The organism is Xanthomonas arboricola pv. juglandis (genome assembly GCF_001013475.1).
Taxonomy (GTDB): domain Bacteria; phylum Pseudomonadota; class Gammaproteobacteria; order Xanthomonadales; family Xanthomonadaceae; genus Xanthomonas; species Xanthomonas arboricola.
Window position 1 is genome coordinate 299,222 of record NZ_JZEF01000005.1, and the last position, 21,321, is coordinate 320,542.

Annotated in this window: 16 protein-coding genes and 1 tRNA gene; 9 read left to right on the plus strand and 8 right to left on the minus strand. The window is 64.5% G+C overall.

What is annotated here, in order from left to right:
• Positions 1-13 precede the first annotated feature (13 nt).
• Entirely contained in the window at positions 14-358 is a 345-nt protein-coding gene (locus XARJCFBP2528_RS18485) for a response regulator (RefSeq protein ID WP_016903378.1), read from the plus strand.
• 40 nt (positions 359-398) lie between these two features.
• On the opposite strand, the gene XARJCFBP2528_RS18490 is transcribed toward XARJCFBP2528_RS18485, so the two are convergent.
• A complete protein-coding gene (locus XARJCFBP2528_RS18490) occupies positions 399-3,257 on the minus strand; it encodes a hybrid sensor histidine kinase/response regulator (RefSeq protein ID WP_026064540.1) in 2,859 nt (952 codons plus the stop codon).
• A 417-nt stretch (positions 3,258-3,674) separates the two neighbouring features.
• On the opposite strand from XARJCFBP2528_RS18490, the gene XARJCFBP2528_RS18495 reads away from it, so the two are divergent.
• From XARJCFBP2528_RS18495 to XARJCFBP2528_RS22895, 4 genes are all read left to right on the plus strand, one after another.
• Positions 3,675-4,139, plus strand: coding sequence for a MarR family winged helix-turn-helix transcriptional regulator (locus XARJCFBP2528_RS18495; protein ID WP_016903380.1), 465 nt, complete (start codon positions 3,675-3,677; stop codon positions 4,137-4,139).
• A gap of 37 nt (positions 4,140-4,176) precedes the next feature.
• The gene (locus tag XARJCFBP2528_RS18500; RefSeq protein WP_016903381.1) at positions 4,177-5,361 is read left to right on the plus strand and encodes an FAD-dependent monooxygenase; all 1,185 of its coding nucleotides are present in this window, start codon (positions 4,177-4,179) and stop codon (positions 5,359-5,361) included.
• Between the two features lie 413 nt (positions 5,362-5,774).
• Positions 5,775-7,886 carry a methyl-accepting chemotaxis protein gene (locus XARJCFBP2528_RS18505; RefSeq protein WP_016903382.1) on the plus strand — a complete coding sequence of 704 codons (2,112 nt, stop codon included), beginning with the start codon at positions 5,775-5,777 and terminating at the stop codon, positions 7,884-7,886.
• A 171-nt stretch (positions 7,887-8,057) separates the two neighbouring features.
• Positions 8,058-8,474 carry a hypothetical protein gene (locus XARJCFBP2528_RS22895; protein ID WP_016903383.1) on the plus strand — a complete coding sequence of 139 codons (417 nt, stop codon included), beginning with the start codon at positions 8,058-8,060 and terminating at the stop codon, positions 8,472-8,474.
• Between the two features lie 10 nt (positions 8,475-8,484).
• Here the strand turns inward: XARJCFBP2528_RS22895 and pdxR are convergent, their stop codons facing one another.
• On the minus strand, positions 8,485-9,909 hold the full coding sequence (pdxR, locus tag XARJCFBP2528_RS18515; RefSeq protein WP_016903384.1) for a MocR-like pyridoxine biosynthesis transcription factor PdxR: 1,425 nt from the start codon (positions 9,907-9,909) through the stop codon (positions 8,485-8,487).
• A 259-nt stretch (positions 9,910-10,168) separates the two neighbouring features.
• On the opposite strand from pdxR, the gene XARJCFBP2528_RS18520 reads away from it, so the two are divergent.
• A complete protein-coding gene (locus XARJCFBP2528_RS18520) occupies positions 10,169-10,600 on the plus strand; it encodes a carboxymuconolactone decarboxylase family protein (protein ID WP_039812582.1) in 432 nt (143 codons plus the stop codon).
• A 234-nt stretch (positions 10,601-10,834) separates the two neighbouring features.
• On the opposite strand, the gene XARJCFBP2528_RS18525 is transcribed toward XARJCFBP2528_RS18520, so the two are convergent.
• Complete coding sequence (locus XARJCFBP2528_RS18525) at positions 10,835-11,227, minus strand: hypothetical protein (RefSeq protein ID WP_308633148.1); 393 nt, start codon at positions 11,225-11,227, stop codon at positions 10,835-10,837.
• A 676-nt stretch (positions 11,228-11,903) separates the two neighbouring features.
• On the opposite strand from XARJCFBP2528_RS18525, the gene XARJCFBP2528_RS18530 reads away from it, so the two are divergent.
• Together XARJCFBP2528_RS18530 and XARJCFBP2528_RS18535 are read left to right on the plus strand one after the other, a co-directional pair.
• Complete coding sequence (locus XARJCFBP2528_RS18530; RefSeq protein ID WP_016903387.1) at positions 11,904-12,455, plus strand: CPBP family intramembrane glutamic endopeptidase; 552 nt, start codon at positions 11,904-11,906, stop codon at positions 12,453-12,455.
• Between the two features lie 123 nt (positions 12,456-12,578).
• Complete coding sequence (locus XARJCFBP2528_RS18535) at positions 12,579-12,953, plus strand: nuclear transport factor 2 family protein (protein ID WP_016903388.1); 375 nt, start codon at positions 12,579-12,581, stop codon at positions 12,951-12,953.
• Positions 12,954-13,090: 137 nt separating this feature from the next.
• Here the strand turns inward: XARJCFBP2528_RS18535 and XARJCFBP2528_RS18540 are convergent, their stop codons facing one another.
• From XARJCFBP2528_RS18540 to serS, 5 genes are all read right to left on the minus strand, one after another.
• Positions 13,091-14,884 (minus strand): methyl-accepting chemotaxis protein, encoded by a 1,794-nt coding sequence (locus XARJCFBP2528_RS18540; RefSeq protein ID WP_016903389.1) that lies wholly within the window; start codon positions 14,882-14,884, stop codon positions 13,091-13,093.
• A gap of 308 nt (positions 14,885-15,192) precedes the next feature.
• Positions 15,193-16,269, minus strand: coding sequence for a catalase family protein (locus XARJCFBP2528_RS18545; protein ID WP_016903390.1), 1,077 nt, complete (start codon positions 16,267-16,269; stop codon positions 15,193-15,195).
• 1,007 nt (positions 16,270-17,276) lie between these two features.
• A tRNA-Ser gene (locus XARJCFBP2528_RS18550) sits at positions 17,277-17,366 on the minus strand.
• 320 nt (positions 17,367-17,686) lie between these two features.
• Complete coding sequence (locus XARJCFBP2528_RS18555; RefSeq protein WP_016903391.1) at positions 17,687-18,703, minus strand: LysR family transcriptional regulator; 1,017 nt, start codon at positions 18,701-18,703, stop codon at positions 17,687-17,689.
• Positions 18,704-19,168: 465 nt separating this feature from the next.
• A complete protein-coding gene (gene serS, locus XARJCFBP2528_RS18560; RefSeq protein ID WP_039812592.1) occupies positions 19,169-20,449 on the minus strand; it encodes a serine--tRNA ligase in 1,281 nt (426 codons plus the stop codon).
• Between the two features lie 112 nt (positions 20,450-20,561).
• Here serS and XARJCFBP2528_RS18565 point away from each other — a divergent pair, with 112 nt between their 5' ends.
• The gene (locus XARJCFBP2528_RS18565; RefSeq protein WP_016904703.1) at positions 20,562-21,224 is read left to right on the plus strand and encodes an energy transducer TonB; all 663 of its coding nucleotides are present in this window, start codon (positions 20,562-20,564) and stop codon (positions 21,222-21,224) included.
• Positions 21,225-21,321 lie beyond the last annotated feature (97 nt).

Sequence of the window (21,321 nt, forward strand, 5' to 3'; positions counted from 1 at the left end):
TAACGCCCGTATCTTGTTGGTCGAAGACGACGATGCCATTCGTGCGATGACCGCAGATATCCTGGGTGACGAGGGCTACCAGGTCATCGCGTCGCCAGATGCCGAGCAGGCGCTGGAGCAGCTCAACCAGGCGCGTCCGTTCGATCTGCTGCTGTCCGATATCTGCCTGCCCGGCATGAACGGGCGCGACCTTGCCGACAATGCACGCCGTCTATATCCCGCCCTGCCCATCGTGTTCATGACCGGCTACGCCGGGTCCATTGCCAAACGCGCGGATTTTCTCGATACCGGCATGCGTCTGTTGACCAAGCCGTTTTCGTTACGCGACCTGCTGGGCATCGTGCAGACCGCGCTATAAGCAAGCCCGACCGAATCATCGCCAAGCCTGCACGCAGGCATCAGTGCGATTTGCGCTCCAGCAGCTGCGCCACGCGGCGTTCCAGGTCCACGGTCAGAAACGGCTTGGTCAGCACCTCCATGCCCTCCTCAAGTTGCCCGGCGCCCACCGCCGCGGTTGCCGCGTAGCCGGTGACAAACAGCACCGGCAGCGTCGGCCGGTACTGCCGTCCTGCGTCGGCGACCTGACGTCCGTTCAATCCGCCGGTCAGGCCGACGTCGGTCACCAGCAGATCGATCGTCTCCTGCGAGCGCAGGCGCTCCACCGCGGCGTTGCCTTCGGCGGTCTCGATGACGCGGTAGCCCGCTTCGCTCAGCACTTCGGACATCAGCACACGGATCGCTGTTTCGTCTTCCACCAACAGCACCGTGCAGCTTGGCGCGGTCGAGCGCAGCGGTTGCTCGGTCGCCGGCACCGCCTCGTCCTGCGCCAGCACGCCATCGAAGCGCGGCAGGTACAGCGCCATCGTGGTGCCGACGCCCACCTCCGAATCGATCCGCACGTGGCCGCCGGACTGGCGGGTGAATCCGTAGATCATCGACAAGCCCAGACCGGTGCCCTGCCCGATCGGCTTGGTGGTGAAGAACGGCTCGAACACCTTGGACATCACATCGGCGCTCATGCCGGTGCCGGTGTCCTGCACGCTCAGGCACACGTACTCGCCGATCGGCAGGTCCAGCTGCTGGGCGGCGCCGGCGTCCAGCACCCGGTTGGCGACGGCGATGGTGAGCTCGCCGCCATCGGGCATCGCATCGCGCGCGTTGATGCACAGGTTCAACAGCGCGTTTTCCAGCTGCGGCGCATCCACCAGCACTTTCCAGGGGGCGGCTGCAGGGCGCAGCTGCAAGGCGATCGAAGGCCCCAGCGTGCGCGCGATGATGTCGTGCATGCCCTGCACCAGTGCCTGTACCTCCAGCGAGGTCGGCGCCAGGGTCTGCCGGCGCGAAAACGCCAGCAGCCGCTGGGTCAGTGCGGTGGCGCGCGCGGCGCTGGACTGCGCCATTTCCACATAGCGCTCCAGGCGGTCGTACTTGCCCTGTTCGATACGCGTCTGCAACAGCTCCAGACCGACGCTGATCGCCGTCAGCAGATTGTTGAAGTCGTGTGCCAGCCCGCCGGTCAACTGGCCGACCGCCTCCATCTTCTGGCTCTGGCGCAGCTTTTCCTCGGCCAGCAGCAGCGCCGCGCTGCGTTCGCGCACGCGCTCTTCCAGCGTTTCGGTCAGCTGGCGCAGCTGCTGTTCGGCCAGCCGCTTGTCGGTGATGTCGGCCGCGGTGCCGAACCACTCCACGATCTGCTCGCGCTCGTCCAGCAAGGGGATCGCGCGCATCAGGGTCCAACCCACCCGCTGATCGGCATCCAGCACGCGGTATTCCACATCCAGCCCGGTCTTGTTGACGATCGAATGCGCAATGGCTTCGGCCAGCCGCGCGCGATCGTCCGGGTGCACCATCTCCTGCTGCCAGTTCAAGCTTGCCGAGAGCGCATCACTCAGCGCCCCCTCGCCAACCAGTTGGCGAAGCTCGCGCCAGTCGGCGCTGGCCGAGAAGATCGACTGCGAGGACGCGCGCACCAGCGCATCCAGCCGGCGCTCGCTCTCGCGCAGGGCTTCGCTGGCCAGCCGCTCGGCGGTGCGGTCGCGCAGCACCTTGACAAAGCCGATCGCCGCGCCGGTTTCGTCGCGCAGCACCATCAGCGACCCGTTCGCCCAGAAACGCTGGCCGGACTTGCGTACATGCCAGCGCTCGTCCATACCGCTGCCGCTTTCCAGCGCCGCCGCCGCCTCGATCAGGATCTGCCGCCGCTCCACATCTTCCGGGGTAAAGGTGCGCTCCAGGGTCTGGCCCAGCATCTCCGCCTCGCTCCAGCCCAGAATGCGCTGCGCGCCCTCGTTCCAGGACGTGACCAGGCCGTGCAGGTCGGTGGCGATGATCGCGTAGTCCATCACGCTGTCCAGGATCTGCCGGTTGCGCACTTCCGCCTCGCGCACCGCGCGTTCCAGGCCGATGCGGTCGGTGATATCCAGGCCCTGCACGAAGATGCCGGAGACGGTGCCGTCGGCACCGGCGATCGGCTGGTAGACCAGATCCAGCAGACGTCGCTCCACCCGGCCGCCCGGCTCGGCCTGCACGTTGTAGGCCAGCGCATTGGCCGCGTAGGCGCGCCCGGACTGGTACACCTCGTCCAGGCGATGCAGATGCCCCTGCTCGACCAGATCCGGCAAGGCCTCGGCCAGCGGCTTGCCGATCACGTCGCGGTGCCCGATCAGGCGCGAATAGCACGGGTTGGCGAACTCCACCCGGTGCTGCGGACCGCTCAGGAACGCCATGAACATCGGCGCCTGCTCGAACAACCGGATCAGCCGCTCGTGCTCATCGGCAAGCCGGTTTTGCGCCACCTTGCGGTCGGTGACTTCGTTGGTGACGCAGAACGCGCCGCCCACACGCCCATCGTCCAGATAGATCGGCGAGAACGAGAATGTCCACCAGGTGTCTTCCGGCGTGCCGTAGCGGTTCATGCCGATCGGCACTTCCTCGAAGCGCGAGGCGCGCCCCGCGAACGCGGCCTCGATCGGCGCACGCACCGCCTCCCACGCATCGGCCCACAGTTCCTGCAGCGGCGCACCCAGCGCATGCGGCTGCCGCGGCCCCAGGATCGGCGTATAGGCATCGTTGTAGAAGAAGGTCAGCGCATCGCCCCACACCACATACATGCTTTCCGGCGAGCTGAGCATCAGGCTGACCGCATTGCGCAGCGGCGACGGCCATTGCGTGGTCGGCCCCAGCGGGGTTGCGGCCCAGTCGTAGGCGCGCACGGCCTGCGCCATGGCGCTGTCGCCATACGGAAACGACGCGCTCATGCGGCGCCCGATCGTGCTGCCGTCCAGCGGCAGTCGTCCTGCGTGCAATGCGCACCGCGGTGCGCGGCTGGCTTACCAATCACCCAAACAAGCATCTTTGACGAACCATTGAAGAGGAACCAGGGGCCAACGCCGCGCATCGCCGGCTGGCAGGATCGGACCAGGCCGACCTGCCGACCTGACCTGCCACCAGCGCCATCCGGCATCGCCGTCGGCGCCCTGCCCGGCGTGCAGCGCCCGCCTACGTTACAACACTCGGGTGACGATGCCTGCTGACTGCGCGCCGCCCCACCATGGCACGCGTTGCTGCGCGGCAGCCGGCATGGATCCCTCGACGCGGCGCGCAGGCAGTGCCCCGTGGTGCGCGTGCCCGGATAAAATCGCGAGATGGCCGAAAGGCGTGGCACGGTAACGCAGATGCAGGATCGCGACGTACTCATTCACCCGCTGGCTGCGGTCGCACCGGGGTATCTGGCCAACCATGCTGCGCGGGTCTTCAATCGTCTGGTGGATGCGCAACTGCGCCCGCATGGCGTGTCGCTCGCACTGATCGGGCCGATCATGCTGCTGTCCTGGAAAGGGCCGATGCTGCAACGCGACCTGGTGATCGACTCGGCGGTGAAGCAGCCGGCAATGGTGGCCCTGCTGGACAAGCTGGAGGGCCTGAAGCTGATCAAGCGCTCCCCGGCGCCGCAGGACCGCCGCGCGGCGGTGGTCTCACTCACGCCGCGCGGGCGCAAGATCGCCGAGATCGGCGGCAAGATACTGATCGATCTCAATGCCGATGCGCTGAAGGACTTCTCGCCCGAGGAGGCGCAGCAGACTGTCGCGTTCATGCAGCGTCTGATCGCCAACCTGGAGCAGCGCGACCGAGACATGTAATATCACTTCTGATATTTCTTCTTCCGGGTGATCTGTCATGGCGCGTCGCATCCTCATCACCGGCGCAAGCGTCGCCGGCAACACCGTGGCCTGGGCGCTCGCCCGGCAGGGGTTCGACGTCAGCGTCGTCGAGCAGGCCGCGCAGTTTCGCGATGGCGGCCAGAACATCGACGTGCGCGGCGTCGGCCGCGAGGTCCTGCAGCGCATGGGCCTGGAGCAGGCCGCACTCGATCACGGCACCGGCGAGGAAGGCACCGCCTGGGTCGACGACCACGGCCATGCGGTGGCGACCTTCAAGACCGACGACATGGACGGCGATGGCCCGACCGCAGAGCTGGAAATCCTGCGCGGCGATCTCGCCCGACTGCTCTACGACGCCGCCCGCCAGAAGGCCGAGTACCGGTTCGGCGACCGCATCGCCAGCATCGACGACGACGGCGAGGCTGCCACCGTGCACTTCCAGAGCGGACGCAGCGACCGCTTCGATGCCGTCATCGTCGCCGAAGGCGTCGGCTCGGCCACACGCGAGTTGCTGTTCCCCGGCGAGAACGACCCGCGCTGGATGGATCTGACAATCGCCTACTTCACCATCGCACGCACCGCCGACGATGACCGCCTGTGGCGCTGGTATCACGCCACCGGCGGGCGCAGCATCTGCTTGCGCCCGGACCAGCACGGCACCACGCGCGCCATGCTGTCGCTGCAGAAAGCCCCCGAGGGCGAGCAGGACTGGGACATGGCGACCCAGAAGGCCTATCTGCGCGAACGCTTCGCCGACGCCGGCTGGCAGGCTGCGCGGGTGCTGGACGGCATGGACACCACCGACGATTTCTACTTCGATGCCTTGCGGCAGGTGCGCATGCCGCGCTGGCACGCCGGCCGCGTCGTGCTGACCGGCGACGCGGCCTGGTGCGCAACCCCGCTGGCCGGCATCGGCGCCACCCTGGCGGTCACCGGCGGCTATGTGCTGGCCAGCGAGATCGCACGCGCCGCGACGCTGGAACAGGCCTTCGCCGCCTACGCCGACGCCATGCGGCCGATGGTGGAACAAGGCCAGGGCGTGCCGAAGATCGGCCCGCGCCTGATGAATCCACACAGCCGGCTCGGCATCCAGCTGCTGCACGGCGCACTGAAATTCGCCAGCCAACCCAGCATCCAGAACATTGCCGCCAAGCTGATGACGCCGTCGATGAAGGCGCCGGATCTGTCGCGCTATGACTGAGGCCACCTGGATCGGCGGCTGTGCTGCGGTGCGGCACGGTGCGTGCTGATCGACGCCTGCAATCGGCCGCAGCGCCGGCGCCGCGGCCGTCTCCACGCCTAGGCCATTCGCTGAGCCTGAATCCGCTTCTGCCCTGGCGCTGACCGGCACCGCAGCACTGCGCTGCGGCCGCGACCGATGGCTTGCGTTCTGATCGCCCTGGCCTGACGGCATTGCGAAGCCAACCGTGGATGAATCCTGGCGCGGCGAGCGGTTTCATTTCCGCTGACGAAGGCCGCTAACGAACGGGTCGAGACATCTTTCGTGCAGCGGCAACGCTGCCGACCCCATCGGTGTCCCGGGCGCATCGCCTCCCAGCTGTTGCTGGGATTCTCCCCGCTCTTCCGCTCGCCGGATCACCGATCAAACTCCCTATGTCCCTGCTTTCGAATCTGCGCATCGGTCAGCGCCTGGCCCTCGGCTTCCTCGCGATCATTGTCCTGATGGTGATCATCACCGTCGTCGGCATCCAGCGCGTGCGCAGCATCGACCAGCAGCTCACCGCCATCAACGAAGTGAACAGCGTCAAGCAACGCTATGCGATCAATTTCCGCGGCAGCGTGCACGACCGCGCGATCGCCCTGCGCGATGTCGTGCTGCTGGACGACCCCGCAGAGCGGCACACGGCAGAACAATCGATCGACAAGCTCGCCGCGGACTACGCCCGCTCCGCCAAGCCACTGGACGACATGATCGCCGCCTCCACGGACGCGGAAGAAAAGGCCATCCTCCAGCGGATCAAGGCCGTCGAGCAGCGCACCATGCCGTTGATCGCGCAGGTGCGCGCGTTCCGCGATGGCGCCGACAAGCCGCATGCCGAACAACGCCTGCTGCAGCAGGCGCGCCCCGCCTTCGTCGCCTGGCTGGCCAGCATCAACGCCTTCATCGACCTGCAGGAGGCCAAGAACCGCGCGGCCGCCAAGGACGCGGTGACCACCGCGCGCGGCTTTGCAATGCTGATGGTGGTCTCCACCGTCATCGCCTTGCTGCTGGGCGCCACCATTGCGTGGTTGCTGACCCGCAGCGTGGTGCTGCCCTTGCGCCAATCGCTGCGGCTGGCCGAGCGCATCAACGACGGCGACCTGCGCAGCCAGGACCTGCCCACCAGCAAGGACGAATCCGGCCAGCTGCTGCGCGCCATGCAACAGATGCAGCGCCGCCTGCAGGATGTGATCTCCGCCCAACGCAGCATGGCGGCCCGCCACGATGCCGGCGAGATCAGCTACCGCACCGACGCCCAGCAGTTCCCCGGCGAATACGGGCACATGGTGCAGGACACCAACGCACTGGTGCATGCGCACGTGCAGACCCAGCTGCGCATGACCGAGGTCATGGGCAGCTATGCCATCGGCGACCTGGCCCCCGAAATCGAGCAATACCCCGGCGAAAAGGCCGCCATCACCGCCACCATGCAGCAGGTCAAGCAGAACCTGCGCGCCATCAACGCGCAGATCCAGCAGCTCACCCAGGCTGCCTGCGCCGGCAACTTCGCGCTGCGCGGCCAGCCGGAAAAGTTCGAACACGACTTCCGCCTGATGGTCGAAAACCTCAACACCATGATGGCCACCTCCGACACCAACCTGGCCAGGTTTTCCGACCTGCTGCGGTGCATCGCCGATGGCGACCTGACCGTGCGCATGACCGGCAACTTCCACGGCGTGTTCGCCTCCATGCGCGACGATGCCAACAGCACCGTGCATCGCCTGACCGACATCGTCACGCATATCCAGACCACCTCCAACAGCATCGGCTTTGCCGCCGAAGACATCGCCAGCGGCAACCAGGAACTGTCCCGCCGCAGCGAACAGCAGGCCGCCAGCCTGGAAGAAACCGCCGCCTCGATGGAAGAGCTGACCTCCACCGTCAAGCAGAATGCCGAGCACGCCGGCCGTGCCAATCAGCTCGCGCTGGGCGCCGCCGCCATTGCCTCGGAGGGACGCGACGTGGTTGGCCAGGTCATCGAACAGATGTCCGGCATCGAAGCCTCGTCCAGGCGCATCGCCGACATCATCTCGGTCATCGACGGCATCGCCTTCCAGACCAACATCCTTGCGCTCAATGCCGCCGTCGAGGCCGCACGCGCCGATGAACAAGGCCGCGGTTTCGCCGTGGTGGCCTCGGAAGTGCGCACCCTCTCGCACCGCTCATCGGACGCCGCCAAGGAGATCAAACGCCTGATCGACGACTCCGTGCAACGCGTCGCCGACGGTGCAACGCTGGTGCACAAGGCCGGCACCACCATGGGCGAGGTCGTCACCAGCGTCCAGCATGTCACCGACATCATGGGCCACATCTCCGCCGCCTCGCAGGAACAGGCCGGCGGCATCGAACAGGTCAACCTGACCATCGCCCAGATGGACGAAACCACCCAGCAGAACGTCAGCCTGGTCGAAGCCGCGAGCACGGCGGCGCGTTCGCTGGAAGCGCATTCGACCCAGCTGACGCAGGCGGTCGAGGTGTTCAAGGTCAATGCCTCGGTGATCTGACTGGCCGGGTGGCGCGATCCTTAGTGACTGGCCGTGTTGCTGCCTGCGCTCGCGCAATGCTGAAACTTGCGCGAGCGCACCATGGCGAAATGACGCTGCATCGCAGTGATGTGGTCGCTACATCCGCACAGTGCACCGAGACATCAGTTTGCATCTCCTCAGCACACGGGCATGATTGCCGCCATGGAACGTCTCCGCCCCTTCCGCAGGCTGGTGCTTGCAACGCTTCTGGTCGCCTGGCTTGCCGCGTGCGCGGCAGCTGGGCCCATCACCAGCCAGCCCATCGAAGGCCCGGTACGGCTGGGAGAAATCGCGTCGGTCGATGGCCCCAAGGTTCGTCCCGACCGCGTCATCGAAGACAGCCGTTGCCCGGCCGGGGTGCAGTGCGTCGTGGCGGGCCGGCTGATCGTCAGGGCCACCGTGCTCGGCGGCGGCTGGTCCAAACAGATCGATCTCACCCTTGGCGTTCCGGTGCCTGTGGCCGATGGCCAGTTGACGTTGCTCGCCGCCACTGCCCCGCCAGCAGACTCGGCAACGGCCTCCACGTCGGACATGCGCTTCACCTTTCGCTTTCAGGGAGGCCGTTGATCAAAGTGCTTCAGGCCCGGGGCGATGCAGCACGAACGCGAGGCCCTGCAGGCGCCCACACGTCATCCAGCGCTGCTCGTAGCCGTTGAACCGAGGCATACGCTTGTTCTTGCGTTGCAAAGCCTGAGAATCCCATCAGCAAACCGCCGGACGATGAGGGCCGCATTCGCCACCTGCTCAATGCCTGGAGTGGCAGTCCGCGTGCTTGGGCGGCCTGCGCCAGCAGCGCATCGCTTTGCCCCGTCGCGGGATAGACCAGCACCTGGAGTCCTCCTGCCTGGGGCTGGATCGCCATGCGGGAGCCAAAGATATCGCTGAGCGCATCGACCAAATAGCTGCGCCGCTGACTGTAGAGCGTGCGCATCTTGCGCAAGTGACGGCAGAAGTGCCCTTGCTCCATGAACTCGGCGACCGTGGCCTGTGACACGAAAGATCCCACGCCGCCAAGCTGCCCGGCTGCATCGGTGAAACGTTCGGTCTGGGCCTTGGGGACGACCAGATAGGCCAGGCGTAGACCAGGGAAAAGCACCTTGCTGAAAGACCCCGTATAGAGCACGCGATCATTGTCATCCAGGCTACTGAGCGCCGGGAGGGGCCGGCCGTGGTAACGAAATTCGCTGTCGTAGTCGTCTTCTATCACCCATCCATTGGCCTGTCTGGCCCAGTCCAGCAGTTGCAGGCGGCGAGGCAATGACAGTGCCACGCCCGTCGGGCTTTGATGGGCAGGTGTGACCACGGCGAATCGAGCCCCGGGGCTTTGCTTCAGACCTTCGCCTACGTTCAAGCCCTCCTCGTCTACTGACACCGGCTGCAGCTGCATCCCGGAGCGCTGCAGGAACTGGCGGGCGAACAGATAGCCTGGATCTTCGTACCAGCCGACATCCCCTGTTTTCAGCAGGGTGCGACAGATCAAGTCCAGGGCACCCGGGTAGCCTGCGGTCACGAACACCTGTTCGTATGTGCAGGCAACGCCTCGAGCGCTGACCAGGTAGTTGGCAATCGCACGGCGTAGCGGCTCATAACCTGCCGCTTCGGGGTAGGCCATGGCTGCCGTATCCAGCGAGCGCAGGTGACGCCCCGCCAGGCGTTTCCACACCTTGCTGGGGAATGCATCGAACGCCGGCACGCCGAGTTGGAAGGGCTTGCTGAGCACGCCTGCAGACGACGTGTCCAGCGGAGGCGCCACGCGCGGCGGAGAGTGACGCTGACGCCGGCCAGCACCCACGCTGCCTGCCATGGGCGACACCACGGTTCCGGCTGGCCCCCTGGTCAGAAAGTAGCCCTCACTCACGAGCAACTCGTAAGCCTTCTCTACCGTTCCACGCGCAACCCCTACTTCGCTGGCGAGACTGCGCACCGAAGGCACCCGGTCACCCGGGCGCAGCCCGCCTTGCGCAATTGCGTTTCGGTAGCGCCAATACAACTGCAGAAACATCGGCAAGTCGCGCGCCGGCTCGCACTGCCCCTGTCACTCATGTCCCACTCGAATCTTCAATTCTTGCCCCATCCAGCTGGGACATCAGTCTCCTAAAGTAGGCGTGGTCGCACAAGATGCGGCTGAAGTTCCGCCGGGCACCCGAGCATTGCTCGCCGCTAATCCCTGTTCTGCGGCCTCATTGGCGCAACGGCAGCATCAGCGGGTTTGCCTCCTAAAAACGGCTGCTTGCTGCCACTGACTCAAGACTGGATTCTGCGTGAACACACCTCGTTTGCCTTACCAAACCCTATCTCCAGATGCCTATAAAGGATTTGGCATCACCAAGAAGGCACTGGAGAAAAGCAGCCTCGGCAAGCCCTTGATTGAACTTGTCTACCTGCGCGTTTCGCAACTCAATGGCTGCGCCTTCTGCCTGGAAATGCACGCTGCTGCATTACGGACCGGCGGCATGCCCGACGCCAAGTTGGACAGCCTGGCCGGGTGGCGGGTGAGTCCACATTTCAGCGAACGTGAGCGCGTGGCCCTGGGGTGGACCGAGTCACTGACAGAGATTGCAAACAGCCGAGCCCCTGATAATGACTTTGCTCTTCTGAAAGCCCATTTCAGTGACCCCGAGATCGCTGACCTGAGCTTTGCCATCGCGCTGATGGCCGCATTCAATCGTTTGGCGATTGGCATGCGTCAGTAAAGTCCAGCGCGTCAAGGCAGAGCGCCCGCCCTGTCACGCAACGCTGATAGCCGCCAAGGCTGAGGACAGGCGCTTGACGGCCGGCTTGAGTCCGGCGCCAGCACACTGCACTGCTGGCAACTGCTCATTGTTGCCTTCGCTGATCCAGGCGCGGCGTATGACTACGCTATGCACTGGATGGCCAGGTGCTGTGCGTCGAGCGGAATGGCAAGCGCTGCCTTGCAGTAGTCCGGGCTAGGATTGCCCTCTGACCTGGGGAAAACAGCGCTCCATTCGATCCGTCCACGCTGCCAACTGCTCAAGCGTATACGCCTCGATCGGCTTTGCCATTGTCGAGGAGGCCTTGTGTTGCGAAACGGTCGCAACCAAGGAGGAGGAAAGGCGATCCCAACAACGCATCAGCAGCACCGGGGATGGATGCGAAGCAACCAGGGCCTCAAGCACCGCGCCCTGAGCCACCCTTGCTGCCTGCAGGTCGCTCAAAGCATCCACAACCGCTGTCATCCATTGCTCGTTCAACTGCTCCATACCTTTCAACAACGCTGTGGGAAGCGCATAGCGTATCCGGATCCTCATGCCCTTGGTGGTGCGTTTTGCCGGTCGGCGCAAACACAGCTGAACAAGCAAGGTGATGCCGAGTTCAAGCAGAGCACTGCGTGACAGACGTCAGCGGTGACCACTAGCCAACGCAGTTTCTATAACGAAGAACCATCGCTTGAGATGATCGATACCAGCTGACGTTGAGCGCGGCAATCAATGCTCAAGCTGTGATCAGGCAAGCAGGGCCGCACGGCGAAGGCACCAGGGACGTCGTCACTTCGGAGCGATTTGCAGCCCAACCAGAAACGAATACCCGGCCACCACTCCACCAGAAACTTAAATGAGAACGTGGAGCAGCTGCCAACTGAAACGCTGTGCTGATGCAGACCTTGCTTGAACTCAGTGCAAACCCATCAGTGATGAATGTTGAAATCAGCTGCTACCAGCAGCATCTTCACCGCACACGGCGACATCGGCCGGCCCCACTTCAATGTGCGGATCACGGTCGAGCGCCTGAAACAGCGCATGTCTCTCCCTCTTCGTAGTCAGCAACCCATGCCCTCTGGCACAGGACGCTTGTCGCTCCCGTGGTTACCGTTCGAGGACCTACTCGATCCCTTCGTCCAGCATGTTTCAACAAGGCTCCTCAAGCGCACATCCCCACCCGGGCATTCCTGCACTGGGACATCCTCTGGCACGCATCGCAGCGATCGCAGTCATTCTCGCACTGGCGCACTACCGCTGGGTGCAGTTTCCCTGGCGGATGCCGCTTGTCGGCATTCTAGGGATTGCCCTGGTCTGGCTGGAAACGCGCTCGCTGAGTGCCTGCGGATTAAGGCCTCAGCCGTCTCGCGCCTGGTTAGGCTGGACGCTGCTGCTGCTCGCACTGGTCATCGGCGTCATCAATCCGTTCGTGCAACCGCTGATCGATGCGCTGACCGGGACCAAGGCCGACTACAGCGGCTACGGCGCACTGCTTGGCAACGTCAACGCGGCCGCCCACCTGGCAGGCGGCGCCTGGCTCAGCGCGGCGCTTGGCGAGGAACTGGCCTTCCGTGCGTTCCTGATGCATCACCTCGATCACCTGCTGGGCCACTATCGTGGCGGACGCGTGATGGCGGCAGTGGCAGGGGGAGCCCTGTTTGGCGCGATGCACCTGACCCAAGGCATCTCAGGGGTGCTGCTGACCGGGCTTGTCGGCGCCTTGTTCGGCTATGTCTATCTGGGATCACGACGCAACCTCAGGGCGATGATCCTGGCGCATGGCTTGATCGATACCTGGGGCATTGCGACGCTGTATCTGGGTTGGTACTAGCAAATACCTACCAGGACCCCGCTTGCTTCGGTGTGCCTCACTGCCAGCAAATCCTTGGCATGTCCTCCGTAGATGCTGGACGATAGCGCCTTGTCCTCCGCTGCATGAGCAGATTGTCCAGACATGACCACCGATAGCGTGCTCTCGATCGTTCAAGCGCAGCTTGATGCCTACAACGCCAAGGATATCGACGCCTTGCTGGCTACCTATGCTGACGATGCCGAGCATTACACCTTGCACGGACCACAGCTGGCCAAGGGGCATGCCATGCTTCGCGAGCGGTTTCTGGCCCGCTTTCAAGAGCCGGACCTGCATGCGCAGCTGTTGTCGCGGACCGTCGTCGGCAACATCGTCGCCGACGCGGAGCGCATCACCCGCAACTTTTCAGACGGGATCGGCCTTGTTGAGATGCTATGCCTCTACGAGGTGGTCGATGGAAAAATCCAGAGAGCCTCATTCGCGACCGGCGCACGCATCGACACCGCACCTGCTCGATGAAACATTTCAGGCGATCGGTCTAGACCGGGCGCCTTTTCAGGCCGAGCGTAGAAAAGCCATTGAACGCATTCTGGTTTCCAGTGCACCGCCCTGCTTCCCGGCATTACCAGGTCGCAGGGCGGCACTGGCTGCACGCGTTATGCGGCCAATGCGAGCTTCGCCTTGCCAGCGACGCTGCGTGAGCTGTTGGCAACACTCTCCACCAACGCAGTCGCCTGATCCTCAAGTGCGCGGGCCGACGATGCCATGGTGTCAACCAAAGCGGAATTCTGCTGGGTCGCTGCATCCATCTGCGAGATGGTTTGATTGATCTGCTCGATGCCAGCGCTCTGCTCGTGACTGGCCGCGGCAATGCCGCTCATGATGTCGTTGACCTGCCGCACCGAGGAAAGCAGTTCTTCCATGGCCTTGCCCGCCACGTTGACCTGCTCCGCGCCCTGCCCCACCTTCGCACCCGAATCGGCGATCAGGTCGCGGATCTCCTTGGCCGCCATGGTGCAGCGCTGCGCAAGGCTGCGCACCTCGGACGCGACGACCGCAAAGCCACGCCCCTGCTCGCCGGCCCGCGCCGCTTCCACGGCCGCGTTCAGGGCAAGGATATTCGTCTGGAACGCGATGCCATCGATGACGGTGATGATTTCGCCAATCTTCCGCGACGACGCCTGGATTGCCGCCATGGTGCTGACGACACCATTGACCAGCTCACCGCCATGCAACGCGGTCTCCGCGGCCTTGCTCGCCAGCGAATTGGCCTGACGCGCACCTTCGGCGTTCTTGCGAACGATGCTGGTCATCTCCTCCATGGAGCTTGCAGTCTCCTCGAGCGCCGCCGCCTGCTGCTCCGTGCGCCGCGACAGGTCATCGTTGCTGCGCACGATGTCGCCTGCCGCACTGCTGAGCGTGTTTGCCACCTCGCCCAGCTGACGCCCGGCTTCCACGTCCATCAATGCTCCAACCGCGCGCAACGGCGTGCCATCGGCAGCGCGCTTGGTCAGGCCGCGTGCGCGGAACCAGCGGTACTGGCCGTTCTTGAGCTGCAGGCGATACTCGATATCGAAGTTGGTGCGGCCACTGCGGTCGTTCAAATGCGCCGCGAACGCGTTCAAAGAACGCTCCTTGTCTTCCGGGTGCAGCCGTGACGCCCAGCTATCGAGCACGTTGGGGAAGTCCTGCTCGGACTCGAAGCCGAGCAGATGGCGGAACTGCTGCGACCACCAGAATTCGTTATTCGGATTGATCGGGTCACCTGCGATCACGCTCATGTCCCACAAGCCGTCGCTGAGCATCTGTGAGCCGAGCTCGAAGCGCGTCAGCGTGATGTCGAGGAACTGCTCGCGCTCGCGGCGCTCGGTGATATCGGTGAGCGAACCCGCCACACGGAGCGGCAAGCCTTGCGCATCGCGCTCGGTGGTGCCGAATGCGCGGAACCAGCGATATTCGCCGGATTTCAGACGCAGGCGGTTTTCGACGTCGTAGGGCGTTCGACCGCTGCGATCGGCAAGGTGCGCCGCAAAGGCATCCAGCGTCGGCTGCTTGTCATCCGGGTGCAGGCATGCAACCCAGCTGTCCAGGACATTGGGAAAATCCTGTTCAGAGGCAAAGCCCAGCAGCCGACGCATCTGCGGCGACCACCACACAGGGCTGTCGGGGTGGCTGGGATCGCCGGCAATGACGCCAATATCCCAGAGCCCGTCGGTCGTACCGCTGGCGACCAGCTCGAAACGGCCCTCCAGATGGCGCAATGCGGTGGCCGCGTCTTCCGCCTGGGCCTTGGCCAGGTCGCGCTCCTGCTGGGCCGCATACAAGCGTTCGGCCATCTTCTTGAGCAGCAGAGCCGATCCGTTGTTGGGCCACTGCGCACTGCCGCCTTTCAACGTGGCATCAACCGCCTTGGTCAGTGCGTCCACCTTGTGGCTGTCGGAGAAAAACATAGCGGCCTCTGCTGCTTGCGTTGGGGATGCGTCCCTAGCGGCAGCAATCGGCCGTTCTTGATGGTTCTTTCCCGATCCACCAACCTGGATGAGTCGAGCATTCAGCTAGGCAGAAGCACCAGTCAGTGGATCAAGCCGGCGCTCTGCTCCTCCTTGCCAAACGTGGCGGCGGTCACCCTGGCATGCCAAGCTGGTCGCCGCAGTCGCTCAACGACTTGTCAAAATCCTTGCCTGCCAGCTGCGATCCGGGGCACTCCGGCCCGCGGATGCAGAGAGACTGCATGACACGAGGCAAGCAGCGAGGACGGCTAGACGCCAGTCGGCTCGTGGATCGGGCAGCGATTGAACTCGGAGCGGAATCGGCGCGAGGCTGCCATCACGATACGGCGCGCCCGGTTGATGGCACCCAGCGGCCGGTGCGCGGCCAAGGCATGCCAAGGCGAGAAGGCGATGCGGTCTTCCAGCTGCTGCGAGTTCTCTCCGTCCCAACCGGCCTGGCGTTCGACCACCACGCGCGCGACCGCCACAAAGGGGCTGATGGATTGCGGCCACTCTATCGACGCATCCTCGACCGGCATCTTCTCCATGTCCCGGCACAGCTGCACGCGCAGCTCCCACTCGGCCGGGCTGTCCAGGGTGCTGATGGCGTGATGAACGGCCTCGCGCTGCGCGTCCTGGGAGTCGCCAACTTCCTGCCCATCGAGTTCAACGAGATTGCTGGACACCGGCGCCAGCGAGAACTTGGCGACGTAACGCCCGTAGAGGTACGGCACCTGCGAGAAAAACGTCTCGCCCAGCGGATGAACCTGCGGCTGTCCGCCCATCTGCTTGATGCGGCCGCTTCCCCCGCCGATCTTTTCAAGCGTGTGCTCGACACCCCGAAGCACTTTCGAAAGTGCCGCCTTGGCGCCCGGCGCCTTTTCCGTGGTCGTCGCCAGCACGCGGAAGTTACGCAAGAACCCGTCGGGACCCGGGGTGGTGAAAGAAGGGCCGTTGACCATCAAGAAATCCTGGCTGTGCTTCTCGTCTCCGCCCTCGACGCGCTCGCCGCTGACACCCAACACCTTCAACGCCAGGGCACGCGGAGTGGACACAGCATCGCTCAGTTGCTCTGCAGGTGGCGATGACAGGCGGATGTAAGCATCGTATTGCCCAGGCCCTGCGAACAGGCCTTGTCGCAGCTCTTCGGGCAGATCGTTGAATACGCTGAGCCTGGCGGTAAACAGGCCCTGCCCTTTCGCATGAACTGCGCGGTGCGCATGCCCTTCCTTTTCCGCCACGGTCGTTGCCATGTCAACGAACAGCGCTTCCAGGGAATGAATGGTTTCCTGCTCGCTGACGCTGGGCGTTTCCAGATCGGGGCGATATTCGACGGGCGCGTTCATGAGGTTCCTGGCTTTATGGCTGGTCAGGCCAATGTGCTACACCCGCTGTTTACGCTCCGTCGAAGCCAGGGACAGTCACTTGTCGAGGGCCGCACGCCTACTCTGTGCGGCCCTTGCAATGGCAATGGCAAATAGACGCGCGATCCAGCCTACGCCCGGCATTCCTTTCGTTTTTCTAGTCGAAGCTGCCGCTTCCTTGGAGAAAACCCACGGCAGTCCTTGCAGGCGGCTGATCTTGATCACTTCATGAACAATTTATAGCCAGGCCACGTCCTTGATGTTGTTCCTCGCTCGCTGCCGCAAGGATTAACTTCCATCAGCACGCCGACACACAGTAATCACTGTTTGAAAGACGGCGATGTTGTCGCGCTGGCAGCCTGCACCTGCATCGAGGTCAGGGCACCCGCTCAAACAACGCCATATCGCGTTGATCATTCAAGAGCAGCGAAAGCACGGCGCTGCCATCGGGACGCATCTGCATCCTGGCTTGGCTGTCGCTGAGCCGCCGGCAGTAGCCTCTATCGTTGGCACCGATCCAGGTAGTCAAAGCACCTGCCTGCGCGCGCTCTCAGAACGGCATAAACCGGCCCTGTGCCGCCGCTGGTGGATAGGATTCCGCACCAATCCCCGGGCGGAATACTGTCAGCCGCAACAGCCGATGCTGCAGGCAGCACTAAGCAAAGAGCGAGCGCCAATCATGCGAAAGACGCGACGAGGACGATGATGTCGACCGGACATTGGAAGCGCCCATGGCGAATTTGACCGCGTGGAAAGGCCGTCCCGGCGTTGCTCAGCATCGGCTGCAGCAATCGCGGGGACGGCAAGCAGATGATGGACATGAACCAGCTGCTGCGCAGAGACAGACGGCAGAGATTTGCAGACGCGTTGGCCAGATCGGTTGGCAGCTGCCCTGCGCACGGTCCGCTGCAAACGGCACGGCACTGCCTGCCATGACGAATCGGCGGGTCTCGAAAAAAGCGGGCGTCTTAGTGCTCTGCAGCGACATATGGCGGAGAGAGTGGGATTCGAACCCACGGAAGGTTTGACCCTTCGCCGGTTTTCAAGACCGGTGCCTTAAACCGCTCGGCCATCTCTCCGATGCTGCTTTGCGTGACCGCCGAAGCGTCGCGTGATCACGCTTGCGCCACGCGCGATGCGGGTGACGTATGTCGATGGACGCGGCATTGAGCGGCGCCATCTACCCGGGATTGCTCCCGGGCGCGCATTCTCGCATGCCCGGACGCGCTTTGCTAAGCGCCACGTGTTGTTGAGCTGCACAGCGCTGCCAAGCGGTTCCGCTTGCCGGGTTACGCAGCGTTCTCGATTACGCAGCGCTGCAAGGCGACAGCGCTGATGTGCCCACGTCGACAACCAGGCGCAGCGCCTGGCCGGCTTCAGCCACGAACAGGCACGGCACTCAGCCGGCTTCAGCCACGGCCAGACGCGGTGCAGTCGCGGCCGCACGCTTGAGCTTTTCGGCCAGCTCGGCGCAGTTGCCGCCGCAATCCAGGCGCGAGCGTTCGATTTCCTGCGGCAGGTGTTCGGCCAGGAAGTCGATAAACACCCGCACCGCCGGCAGCAGGCCGCGGCGCGAGGCGAATACCGCGTGGCAGATGCCTTGCGGCAGCGACCAGTGCGGCAGCACCACTTCCAGCTCGCCGCTGCGCACTGCCTGGGCGCACACGGTTTCCGGCAGCATGGTGATGCCGAAGCCATCGCGCGCCATCGACTGCAGCAGCGGGAAATCGAAGCCGGCCAGACGCGGCTGCAGGTCCACGCGGCGCATCTCGCCGTTGGGGCCGTGCAGTTCCCAGCGCTGGTGCGCTTCGTCTTCGCTGGTGCTCATGGTGGTGTGGTTGGCCAGCTCGCTCGGGTCCTTGGGACGCCCGGCGCGGTCCAGGTATTTGGGGCTGGCCACCAGCAACTCCTGCACCTGACCGAAGCTGCGCATCACCAGGCTGCCGTCATCATCCAGGCGCGATCGCACGCGCAGCGCGATGTCGTAGCCTTCGTTGATGACGTCGACGCGGCGATTGCTGATGTTGAGCTGCAGCCGCACCTTGGGGTACTTGGCCAGGAATTCCGGCAACAGCTTGGGCAGCTGGATCTGCGCCAGCGAGACCGGAACGCTCACACGTACGAGACCGCGCGGCTCGGCACTGAGACGATCCACCACCTCGCGTGCGGCCTGGGCTTCGGCCAGCATGGTCTGCGCGTGCCGATGCACGCTGGTGCCGACGTCGGTGACCGCAAAGCGGCGCGTGGAGCGCTGCAGCAGGCGCACGCCAAGATCCGTTTCGAGCTGGCTGATACGGCGGCTCAGCCGCGACTTGGGGATCCCGAGCGCACGCTCGGCCGCGGCAAAGCCGCCGTGGTCCACCACCATCGCGAAGTAATACAGGTCATTCAGGTCGTGCATGGCGCAGGCATCCATGGATAGAACGATAAGCGATATTTAATCACCTTTATTCCAACAGAGCAACGACCTGATACATCAGAAATGTAGTTCCTTGCAGCCAGACCATCGAACTCTTGCGCATGGAGCTTCATCTTTTTTACCAAGGCAACGCCCAGCACCCGGCACAGATGTCGGCAGGTAGCGCTCGCTAGATCCGCCGGGATCTTTCAGGCGACGCAACAGGCCGTGCGCCATGAAAATGCAAACGGGGCCAGTGATGGCCCCGTTCTTGATCAATATTTTCAACAGCTACCCCACCGCAACTTTGGCAGCTGAGCGGCCGCACCTACAACATGCTCAACAAGGCTGACGAGCGAGCCGGAGCTGGCAGTCGCCAGTAGAGGCTGCCTGCCTGCCCGGAATCGAACATGAAGACGCACGCCCATTCCAGGCATCGGCCGCGCCCGTCTGGACACCGCGCAGCCGGTGCCTCGGCCGCTCTTATCCGATCCGCTCGATCCCGCCCATATACGGACGCAGCACCTCGGGCACATCGATCGAGCCGTCGGCGTTCTGGTAGTTCTCCATCACCGCGATCATCGCGCGGCCAACGGCGGTGCCGGAGCCGTTGAGCGTGTGCAGCAGCTCCGGTTTGCCGCTGGCCGGGTTACGCCAGCGCGCCTGCATGCGCCGCGCCTGGAAATCGCCGCAGTTCGAGCACGACGAAATCTCGCGATAGGTGTCCTGCGAAGGCAGCCACACTTCCAAATCGTAGGTCTTGATTGCCGAGAAGCCCATGTCGCCGGTGCACAGCAGCACCTTGCGATACGGCAGGCCGAGTTTTTCCAGCACCACTTCGGCGCAGCGGGTCATGCGCTGATGCTCGGCATCGCTGTGTTCCGGTGCGCAGGCAGTGACCAGTTCGACCTTTTCGAACTGGTGCTGGCGGATCATGCCGCGCGTGTCGCGGCCACCGCTGCCGGCTTCGGCGCGGAAGCACATCGAGTGCGCGGTCATGCGCAACGGCAGACGCTCGGCATCGACGATTTCGTCGCGCACGATATTGGTCAGCGGCACTTCCGAGGTGGGGATCAGATAGCGGCGCGACTCGCCCACTTCGGTCTGAAACAGGTCGTCCTCGAACTTGGGCAGTTGCCCGGTGCCGCGCATCGATTCGGCATTGACCAGCAGCGGCACATTGGTTTCTTCATAGCCATGTTCGCCAACGTGCAGGTCGAGCATGAATTGCGCCAGCGCGCGATGCAGCCGCGCGACCGGCCCGCGCAGCACGGTGAAACGCGCACCCGACAGCTTGGCGGCAGTCTCGCCGTCCAGCCAGCCGTGCGGCGCACCGAGTTCCACATGGTCCTTGACCGGGAAGTCGAACTGGCGCGGCGTGCCCCAGCGCGACTGCTCGACATTCTCGCTCTCGTCCTTGCCCTGCGGCACGTCGTCGGCCGGCAGATTGGGCAGGCCCAGCGCGATGGTCTCCAGCTTGGCGCGAATCACCTCCAACGCGTCTTCGGAGGCCTTGAGCTCATCGCCGAAACCGGCCACTTCGGCCATCAGCGCAGTGACATCCTCGCCCTTGGCCTTGGCCTGCCCGATCGCCTTGGACTTGGAGTTGCGCTGACTCTGCAGTTCCTGCGTGCGCACCTGGATGCGCTTGCGCTCGCTTTCCAGCGACTCCAGTTCCGCGGTGTCCAGGGAGAAACTGCGCGTGCTGCGCAGGCGCTCGGCAAGGTCGGCGGGATGTTGGCGAAGCAGGGCCGGATCTAGCATCGGGAGTCTGTGTGTCGGTAGGAAGCGCGAGATTATCGCCTGTTCCGCCACCTGCTGCGATCGATTCACCGCCGCTATGCCAGAATTGGCCCGATCCTTACAGGTGAGCCCTATGCCCGCGCCCCGCCCTGCGTCCGATCGGCAGATTGTCCTGCGTCTGCCCCGCCACACCCTGAAAATTGCCGGTATCGCCTTCGTTGCCGGCCTGCTGCTGTTCCTGCTGGTATGGGCCACCGGCCGCAAGGACGACTTCTACAAGGCCTCGCCGGCGCAACCGGCTGCAGGTGCGCAGGCCGACGACAACATCCAGCCGCTGCCCGCGCCACTGCCGGCCCAGGACGGCGCCAGTGACATGCCGCAGGCCAAGCCAACGGAAGAAGCCCCGACACTGGTGGAAACTGCACCGCCAGCCCCGCCCGCGCCGACGCCCTTGCCGGAGGACGCGGTTCCCGGCGCGCCGGGCGCAGCACCGGCAAACGCCGCGGCGGCCGCAGGCGGAGATCGCCCGGTGCCGATGCAGGGCCAGATGCCGCCGCCACGCTATCCCTCGGCTGCCTTGCGTCGCGGCGACGCCGGCGATGTGGTGGTGCGGGTGGACGTAGACGCAGCGGGCAACCCAGGCGGGGTGACGCTGGTGCAACGCAGCGGCTCGCGCGATCTGGACCGCGCCGCGATGGAAGCGGTGCGTCACTGGCGCTTTCATCCGGCCCAGCGCAACGGCCAGCCGATTGCCGGCAGTCTGGATATCCCGTTCGAGTTCAAGCCGGCGCAGTAAGCCCCGCCGATACGCCGCGTCGTGCGCACCGCACACGACGCGGCCGGACTGCCGCAATCGACGAACACCACTGCGCGTTAACCGGACAAGGCGGGGC

Excerpts from the sequence above, each read along its gene's own strand:
- serS (WP_039812592.1), bottom strand. The coding sequence starts at position 20,449 with ATGCTAGATCCGGCCCTGCTTCGCCAACATCCCGCCGACCTTGCCGAG.
- XARJCFBP2528_RS18490 (WP_026064540.1), bottom strand. The coding sequence starts at position 3,257 with ATGAGCGCGTCGTTTCCGTATGGCGACAGCGCCATGGCGCAGGCCGTG.
- XARJCFBP2528_RS18505 (WP_016903382.1), top strand. The coding sequence starts at position 5,775 with ATGTCCCTGCTTTCGAATCTGCGCATCGGTCAGCGCCTGGCCCTCGGC.
- XARJCFBP2528_RS18500 (WP_016903381.1), top strand. The coding sequence starts at position 4,177 with ATGGCGCGTCGCATCCTCATCACCGGCGCAAGCGTCGCCGGCAACACC.
- XARJCFBP2528_RS18565 (WP_016904703.1), top strand. The coding sequence starts at position 20,562 with ATGCCCGCGCCCCGCCCTGCGTCCGATCGGCAGATTGTCCTGCGTCTG.
- XARJCFBP2528_RS18530 (WP_016903387.1), top strand. The coding sequence starts at position 11,904 with ATGCCGCTTGTCGGCATTCTAGGGATTGCCCTGGTCTGGCTGGAAACG.
- XARJCFBP2528_RS18495 (WP_016903380.1), top strand. The coding sequence starts at position 3,675 with ATGCAGGATCGCGACGTACTCATTCACCCGCTGGCTGCGGTCGCACCG.
- XARJCFBP2528_RS22895 (WP_016903383.1), top strand. The coding sequence starts at position 8,058 with ATGATTGCCGCCATGGAACGTCTCCGCCCCTTCCGCAGGCTGGTGCTT.
- XARJCFBP2528_RS18545 (WP_016903390.1), bottom strand. The coding sequence starts at position 16,269 with ATGAACGCGCCCGTCGAATATCGCCCCGATCTGGAAACGCCCAGCGTC.
- XARJCFBP2528_RS18555 (WP_016903391.1), bottom strand. The coding sequence starts at position 18,703 with ATGGATGCCTGCGCCATGCACGACCTGAATGACCTGTATTACTTCGCG.
- XARJCFBP2528_RS18535 (WP_016903388.1), top strand. The coding sequence starts at position 12,579 with ATGACCACCGATAGCGTGCTCTCGATCGTTCAAGCGCAGCTTGATGCC.
- XARJCFBP2528_RS18540 (WP_016903389.1), bottom strand. The coding sequence starts at position 14,884 with ATGTTTTTCTCCGACAGCCACAAGGTGGACGCACTGACCAAGGCGGTT.
- pdxR (WP_016903384.1), bottom strand. The coding sequence starts at position 9,909 with ATGTTTCTGCAGTTGTATTGGCGCTACCGAAACGCAATTGCGCAAGGC.